Raw genomic sequence first — 6961 nt, 5'->3', positions numbered from 1 at the left:
GTACGAGGCATCGTTCGACCTCGGACGTTAAAGAACAAGTTAGGGTCGGGGCCGCGCCATGGCTTTCACGAAGGCCTTCTCGACGTCGAGGGTGGACAGGACGCCGTAGATGGCGCCGCCGGGTTCGAGGACGAGGTATTCGGTGGCGGGGTTGGCGCGGAGGTGGTCGAGGAGTTCTTCGCCGGTGAGTTCCGCGGAAACCTTCATGCCGTCGGTGAGGTCCTGGGCGAGGGTGCTGACGGCGACCCAGGGGCGGCGGTGTTCGGGGACGGAGGCGATGGCGCTCTCGCGGACGATGGCGGTGGGGTCGCCGTGGCCGTCGACGACGACGAGGGCGCGGGCTCCGGCTTCGTTGGCGCGGCGGAGGGCTTCGCTGAGGGGGGTGGCGTTCTCGACGGGGATGGCGCGGCGGGTGAGGCTGCGGGCGCGCAGTTCGGGGAGGTGTTCGCGCAGTCGGGCCATGCGCAGGCTGTTGCCGGCTCCGGTCCAGATGATGGCGGCGAGGATGGCGGCGAGGAGGGCGTCCATGACGGTGTCCATGCCGCCGATCTCCTCGGTGCGGTTGCCGAGGAGTCCGGTGTGGGTGAGCAGGGGGAGGCCGAGGAGGACGGCGACGGCGAGGGCGCGGCCGACCCAGGCGGCGGCGACGGTGCCGGCCATGGGTTTGCCGGTGATGCCCCAGATGACGGCGCGGAGCATGCGGCCGCCGTCGAGGGGGAGGCCGGGGAGCAGGTTGAAGGCGGCGACGAGCAGGTTGGAGATCATCAGGCCGGCGAGGAGGACGCCGGGGACGGTGGCCGGGTCGACGGCTTCCATGCCGAGGTAGAAGCCGCCGGCGAGGAGGAGGGAGAGCAGGGGGCCGACGAAGGCGAGGACGAATTCGCGGCCGGGGGTCTCGGACTCCTTCTCGATCTCGGAGACTCCGCCGAAGAACTGGAGCTGGATGCGGCGGACGGGGAGTTTGAAGCGGAGGGCGGCGACGGTGTGGGCGAGTTCGTGGACGAGGACGGAGGCGTAGAAGGCGACGGCGAAGAAGAGGGAGACGAGGTAGCGGACGGGTCCGAGGTCGGGCAGGACGCGGTCGAGCTGGTCTCCGAAGACCCAGGTGATGAGGGCGGCGACGAGGAACCAGCTGGGTGAGACGTAGACGGGCACGCCGAAGGGGCGGCCCATGAGGAGTCCGCCGCCCGGTCCCGAGCGCCGGTTGTCGCGCTCGCCGGTCTGGTCGGTGTCTGCCACGTCTGTCCTTCGTTCGGTGCTGGGGGTTCACGGGTGGTTCTCGTCGTGTACGGCGCGGTGTGCGTAGCGCCTGGTGATGCTCCGATCATGCAGTGCGAGGGGGCTTTGCGTCGATGGTATGCGCGTGCTGTCCGTGGCGGGTCGTAGGGTTTTGTGCATGACGACGAGCCCCGGTGCCGTGCCTGGCGCGGCCGAAGCCGCAAGCCCGAGTGCTGTGGCACCCTCTTCGCTCTCTCCTTCCCGGGCGAGCGATTTCATGCAGTGCCCGCTGCTGTACCGGTTCCGGGTGATCGACAAGCTGCCGGAGAAGCCGAGTGCGGCGGCCACGCGGGGGACGCTGGTGCACGCGGTGCTGGAGCGGCTCTTCGATCATCCCGCGCAGGAGCGGACGGCGCTGCGGGCGAAGGGGCTGGTCCCGGGGCAGTGGGACCGGTTGCTGGAGTCGCGGCCGGAGCTGGCGGAGCTGTTCCCGGAGGGTGACGAGGGGGTGGCGCTGGCGCGGTGGCTGACGGAGGCGGAGGCGCTGGTCGAGCGGTGGTTCACGTTGGAGGACCCGACGCGGCTGGAGCCGGTGGAGCGGGAGTTCTTCGTGGAGACGGAGCTGGAGTCGGGGCTGCGGCTGCGCGGGATCATCGACCGGGTGGACGTGGCGCCGACGGGTGAGGTGCGGATCGTCGACTACAAGACGGGGAAGGCGCCGCGGCCGGAGTATGCCGAGGGTGCGCTGTTCCAGATGAAGTTCTACGCGCTGGTGGTGTGGCGGCTGAAGCGGGTCGTGCCGCGGCGGCTGCAGCTGGTGTATCTGGGCAGCGGGGATGTGTTGACGTACGACCCGGTGGTGGCGGATCTGGAGCGGGTGGAGCGCAAGCTGCTGGCGCTGTGGGAGGCCATCGGGGAGGCGACGGTGTCGGGTGAGTGGCGGCCGCGGCCGACGAAGCTGTGCGGCTGGTGCGACCATCAGGCCTCGTGTCCGGAGTTCGGCGGGACTCCGCCGGTGTATCCCCTGCCGGTCGTGCCGAGGCCGGCCGGGAGTCCGGAGATTTCTTGATCGTCCGGTCAGGGCAGAATGGGCGTGTCCGCCGAAGCCGTCCGACGAATACGAGGTATCGCCCGTGGCCATCCGCGTTCTTCTGGTCGATGACCAGCCCCTGTTGCGCACCGGCTTCCGGATGATTTTGGAGGCGGAGCAGGATCTGGCGGTGGTCGGTGAGGCGGGGGACGGCCTGCAGGCGCTGGACCAGGTGCGGGCGCTGCAGCCGGACGTGGTGCTGATGGACATCCGGATGCCGCGGATGGACGGGGTCGAGGCGACGCGCCGGATCACCGGTCCGGGCCGGGACGGTCCGGCGAAGGTGTTGGTGCTGACGACGTTCGACCTGGACGAGTACGTGGTGGAGGCGCTGCGGGCGGGGGCGAGCGGGTTCCTGTTGAAGGATGCTCCGGCGGGTGAGCTGGTGCAGGCGATCCGGGTGGTGGCGGCGGGTGAGGCGATGCTGGCGCCGAGCATCACGCGGCGGCTGCTGGACAAGTACGCGGGGCACCTGCCGTCGGGTGAGGAGCGTGTGCCGGACGCGCTGGGGACGCTGACCGAGCGCGAGGTGGAGGTGCTGAAGCTGGTGGCGCGGGGCCTGTCGAATGCGGAGATCGCGGCGGATCTGTTCGTGAGCGAGACGACGGTCAAGACGCATGTGGGGCACGTCCTGACGAAGCTGGGGTTGCGTGACCGGGTGCAGGCTGCGGTGTACGCGTACGAGAGCGGTCTGGTGCGTCCGGGGGCGCAGTAGTCTCCCGCCGGTTCGGCGGGGGCCGGCCGCCGGTTCGGCGGGGGCTGTTCCCGGGAACGGGCGCGGGGCCGTACGCGCGGGCATGGCTCGCGTGTACGGCCCCGTGGTGTGTCCGGGGGCGGCCCGGGTCAGCCCTTGCTGATCTCCCAGAAGCGGAAGACCGTGGAGGCGTCCAGGGACCACTGCAGGCCGTTGACGTTCTGGCGGGTGACGGCGTACTGCTTGCCCTGCCAGAGCGGGAGGAGCGGGAGCTCCTCGGCGACGATGTCCTGGAGTCGGTTGTAGTCGGTGTTGGCCGCGGTGCGGTCGGACTTCGCGGAGGTCGACGGGATGATCGTCCCGGTGATCTCCTTGTTGTCGTAGTTGTTGTTCAGGACGTTGCCCGGGCCGAAGAACGGCTGGGTGAAGTTGTCGGCGTCCGGGTAGTCGGGGACCCAGCCCTTGACGTAGATGCCGTACTTGCCGGCCTGGATGTCCTGCTCGTACTGCTCGTACTCGACGGACTTGACGTCGGCCTCGAAGAGGCCGCTGTCGTTGAGCTGCTTGGCGATGACCTCGAACTGCTGGTCGGTGGAGGGGCCGTAGCGGGAGGGGGTCGAGTACAGGGTGACCTTGACCTTGCCGGTGATGTTCGCGGCCTTGAGGACGGCCTTGGCCTTCTCGGGCTGCGGGCTGCCGCCGTAGCGGTCGAAGAAGGGCGTGGTGTGGCCGGCGATGCCGGTGGGGACGATGGAGTAGAGCGCGGTGGCGGTGCCGGCGTACACGTCCTTGACGAGGGCTTCGCGGTCCACGAGGTAGGCGATGGCCTTGCGGACGGGGAGCTTGCCGACGACCGGGTCGTTCATGTTGAAGACCATGTGCTCGACCTCGGCACCGGTGCCCTGGACGACGTCGACCTTCTCGTCGCCGGTCTTGCTGGAGGCGAGGGCGGCGATGTCCTTGGCGGCGAGGCCGCGGAAGGCGAAGTCGACGGCTCCGCTCTCCAGGGTGGTCTTGAGGCCGGCCTGGTCGCCGTTGAAGAACTTCAGGGTGACGCCGGTGTTCTTGGCCTTGGCCTTGCCGGTGTAGGACTCGTTGACGGAGAAGCTGGCGCTCTTCTCGGTGAAGGAGTCGAGCTTGTAGACGCCGGAGCCGATGGCCTTGTTGTCGGTGCGGAGCTTGTCGGCCGGGTATTCGCGGTGGTCGACGATGGAGCCCGCACCCGAGGCGATCTTGCTCGGGAAGGTGGCGTCGGAGTTCTTGAGGCGGAAGACGACGGTCTTGTCGTCGGGGGCGTCGATGCCGGCGATCGAGGCGAGCATGACGGCGGGGCCGTTCTCGTCGTTGATCTTCAGCGTGCGCTCGAAGGAGTGCTTGACGTCCTTCGAGGTGAGCTCGTTGCCGTTGCTGAACTTCAGGTCGGGCTTGAGCGTGCACTTGAAGAGCTTGCTGTCGCCGCCCTCGAAGCCGCAGCTCTGGGCCGCGTCGGGCTCGGGGGTGGTTCCGCCCTTGGGGAAGCTCAGCAGCGACTGGTAGACGTTGTTGAAGAGCAGCCAGGAGCCCGGGTCGTAGCCGGACGCCGGGTCGGTGGACTTCACCTTGTCGGATATGCCCATGACCACGCCCTTGCCGCTGCCGGCATTGGAGCCATCGGTCGAGCCGCAACCGCTGAGCAGCGCGGCGGCGGTGGCTGCGCCGAGCGGGGCCGCCAGCCACTGGTTACGTCGATTCACGCGAACGTCCTTCACAGTCGAACTGTTTCGTTGCTCCGGCCCGCGACACCCGCTGCCGGTCTGTGCCTTGCTCAGCCGCTTACGCCACGGCCGAGCTCCCACAACTGGAGGTCGGAGATGGCGTTGACCGACCACTCCACTCCGGTGATCCCGTCGCGTGCGGCGACGTACTGCTTGCCCTGCCACAGGGGCAGGACGGGTACGTCCTCGGCGACGATGTCCTGCATCTCCGTGATCGCGGGGGCGGCGACGTTGCGGTCGACCGCGCGCCGGGATTCGGGGAGGAGCCTGGTGCGCACCGCGTTGTTGGCGTACGGCGTGCCCAGGAAGTTGTCCTGCTCCAGGAACGGGGCGAGGAAGTTGTCGGCGTCGGGGTAGTCGGGGAACCAGCCGAGCCCGTAGGCGGCGTGGTCGCCCTTCTTCTGCTTGGGGCGGAAGTCCGCCCACTCGCTGCCCTGGACGGTGATGTCGAACAGCTGGGTGGCGTTGAGCTGGGCCTTGAGGGCCTCGAACTCGGCCGCCGTGCCGTCGCCGTAGTGGTCGGTGGTGTAGTGCAGCGTCAGCTTGACGGGGGTTTTGATCCCGGCTTCCTTCAGCAGCGCGGCGGCCTTGGGCGTGTTGCCGTCGCCGTACTTGTTGTAGAAGGAGTTGACGTGGCCGGTCACGCTGGTGGGGACCAGCGAGTAGAGCGGCTGGGCGGACTTGCCGTACACCTTGGAGATGAGCGCGCTGCGGTCGACGGCGGCGGCGAGCGCCTGGCGCACGGCCTTGTCCTTGACGACGGGCGCGTCGGTGTTGAAGCCGATGTAGCGGATCTCCAGGCCGGGCATCGGGACCAGCTTGACGCCCTTGGGCGGGTTGGCGCTGAGCTCGGTGATCTGGGCGGGCGACAGGGTGCGGGAGACCATGTGGATCTTCCCGTCGGTGAGGGCCTTGCCCATGGCCGGGGAGTCGGGGTAGGTGCGCAGTTCGACCTTGTCGTTCTGCAGCTTGATGTCGCCCTTGTAGTGGGGGTTCTTGCTGAAGACGGCGCGGACGAGGCGGTTCTCCTTGACCTCGGCCTTCATGGTGTAGGGCCCGGAGCCGTCCACTGCGAAGCCCTCGCGGAGCTTCTTGGCGTCGTAGTTCTTCTCGCTGACGATGCCGGCGGCGGGGGTGGAGAGCTTGAAGGGGAAGGTCGCGTCGGGTGTCTTCAGGTGGAAGATCACGGTGTCCTCGCCCTTGACCTCGACGTTGTCGAGGGTGGAGAGCAGCGAGGAGGGGCCGTTCTCGTCCTTGATGGCGAGGACCCGGTCGATGGAGAACTTGACGTCCTTGGCGGTGAGCGGGTCGCCGCTGGCGAACTTCAGGCCGGGGCGCAGGGTGCAGCGGTAGCTTTCGTTGCCGGAGTCGGTGAAGCGGCATGCGGAGGCCGCTTCGGGGACGGGCTGGCCGCCGCCGCGCGGGGTGTGCATCAGCGTCTGGACGGTCTGGCGCAGGATGTTCCAGGCGCCGGCGTCGTAGGCGTAGGCGGGGTCGAAGGGGGCGGGAGCGAAGTCTGCGGCCTCGAACCGGTCGGTGGTCCCGACGACGATGGCCGCGGATCCTGCTCCTCCGCCGCTCGCTGTGCCGCATGCGGCCAGCGCGGGGGTGAGCAGTCCGGCCGCGGCCGTCAGCACCATGGTCTTGCGGTTCATGCTGGAAGTACTCCCTGTAACCGGCACTTGGTCAAAGCGGTGTGAAGGGCACTTCGCGGCGGTCGCCCGTTCGGGGCGGAACGATCGGGCCGGTGATGTGACGATCGGTCCACGCGGTCCGGCACAGGGGTGTGTGTCCGGGACGCGGCTGGGTGCGGCGCAGTGCCCGGCTCGACACTAGTGGTCCGGGGCGGGATGGCTGGAACTGGCCGGACTTGGGGCGTAATCGCACCGTGATCGGAGCGAACTGCCTGTTCACAGGCAGGGCTGCGCAGATTCGGTCAGGGGCTGATCAATGTGGACACATTGGAAGCCGCGGGGGCCCTCGGACAGGCCCGTCGAGGGTGTGACGCGTGACCAAGGTCACCCTGTGCGACGACCCCGGAGGGGATGGAATTTCAGCCTCCGGGGCCTTCGGCGGAAGATCCTTCCGTCAGGACCCGCCTCGACCGGCTTCCGTTCGGCACGGAGCGTATTCGAGGGATTCCGTTGCGTGGCAATGCATACCGATGTAGGGCACTGCATGCCGATGTGTCCGCTTGGGTGGCGG

At 68.6% G+C, this 6961-nt stretch carries 5 protein-coding genes; 2 read left to right on the top strand and 3 right to left on the bottom strand.

Annotation, left to right across the window (positions count from 1 at the left end; translation table 11 throughout):
• Positions 1-39: 39 nt before the first annotated feature.
• On the bottom strand, positions 40-1173 hold the full coding sequence (locus tag AVW11_RS21030) for a site-2 protease family protein (RefSeq protein ID WP_107277613.1): 1134 nt from the start codon (positions 1171-1173) through the stop codon (positions 40-42).
• A 223-nt stretch (positions 1174-1396) separates the two neighbouring features.
• On the opposite strand from AVW11_RS21030, the gene AVW11_RS21025 reads away from it, so the two are divergent.
• Positions 1397-2287 carry a RecB family exonuclease gene (locus AVW11_RS21025; RefSeq protein WP_076045278.1) on the top strand — a complete coding sequence of 297 codons (891 nt, stop codon included), beginning with the start codon at positions 1397-1399 and terminating at the stop codon, positions 2285-2287.
• A 64-nt stretch (positions 2288-2351) separates the two neighbouring features.
• Positions 2352-3023, top strand: a complete 672-nt coding sequence (locus tag AVW11_RS21020; protein ID WP_030853066.1) for a response regulator — start codon at positions 2352-2354, stop codon at positions 3021-3023.
• A 128-nt stretch (positions 3024-3151) separates the two neighbouring features.
• Here the strand turns inward: AVW11_RS21020 and AVW11_RS21015 are convergent, their stop codons facing one another.
• Together AVW11_RS21015 and AVW11_RS21010 are read right to left on the bottom strand one after the other, a co-directional pair.
• Entirely contained in the window at positions 3152-4735 is a 1584-nt protein-coding gene (locus AVW11_RS21015; protein WP_076045276.1) for an ABC transporter substrate-binding protein, read from the bottom strand.
• Between the two features lie 71 nt (positions 4736-4806).
• The gene (locus tag AVW11_RS21010) at positions 4807-6411 is read right to left on the bottom strand and encodes an ABC transporter substrate-binding protein (protein ID WP_076045274.1); all 1605 of its coding nucleotides are present in this window, start codon (positions 6409-6411) and stop codon (positions 4807-4809) included.
• Positions 6412-6961 lie beyond the last annotated feature (550 nt).

Source organism: Streptomyces amritsarensis (genome assembly GCF_001953875.1).
Taxonomy (GTDB): domain Bacteria; phylum Actinomycetota; class Actinomycetes; order Streptomycetales; family Streptomycetaceae; genus Streptomyces; species Streptomyces amritsarensis.
This window is presented reverse-complemented; position numbering and strand designations above follow the sequence as displayed.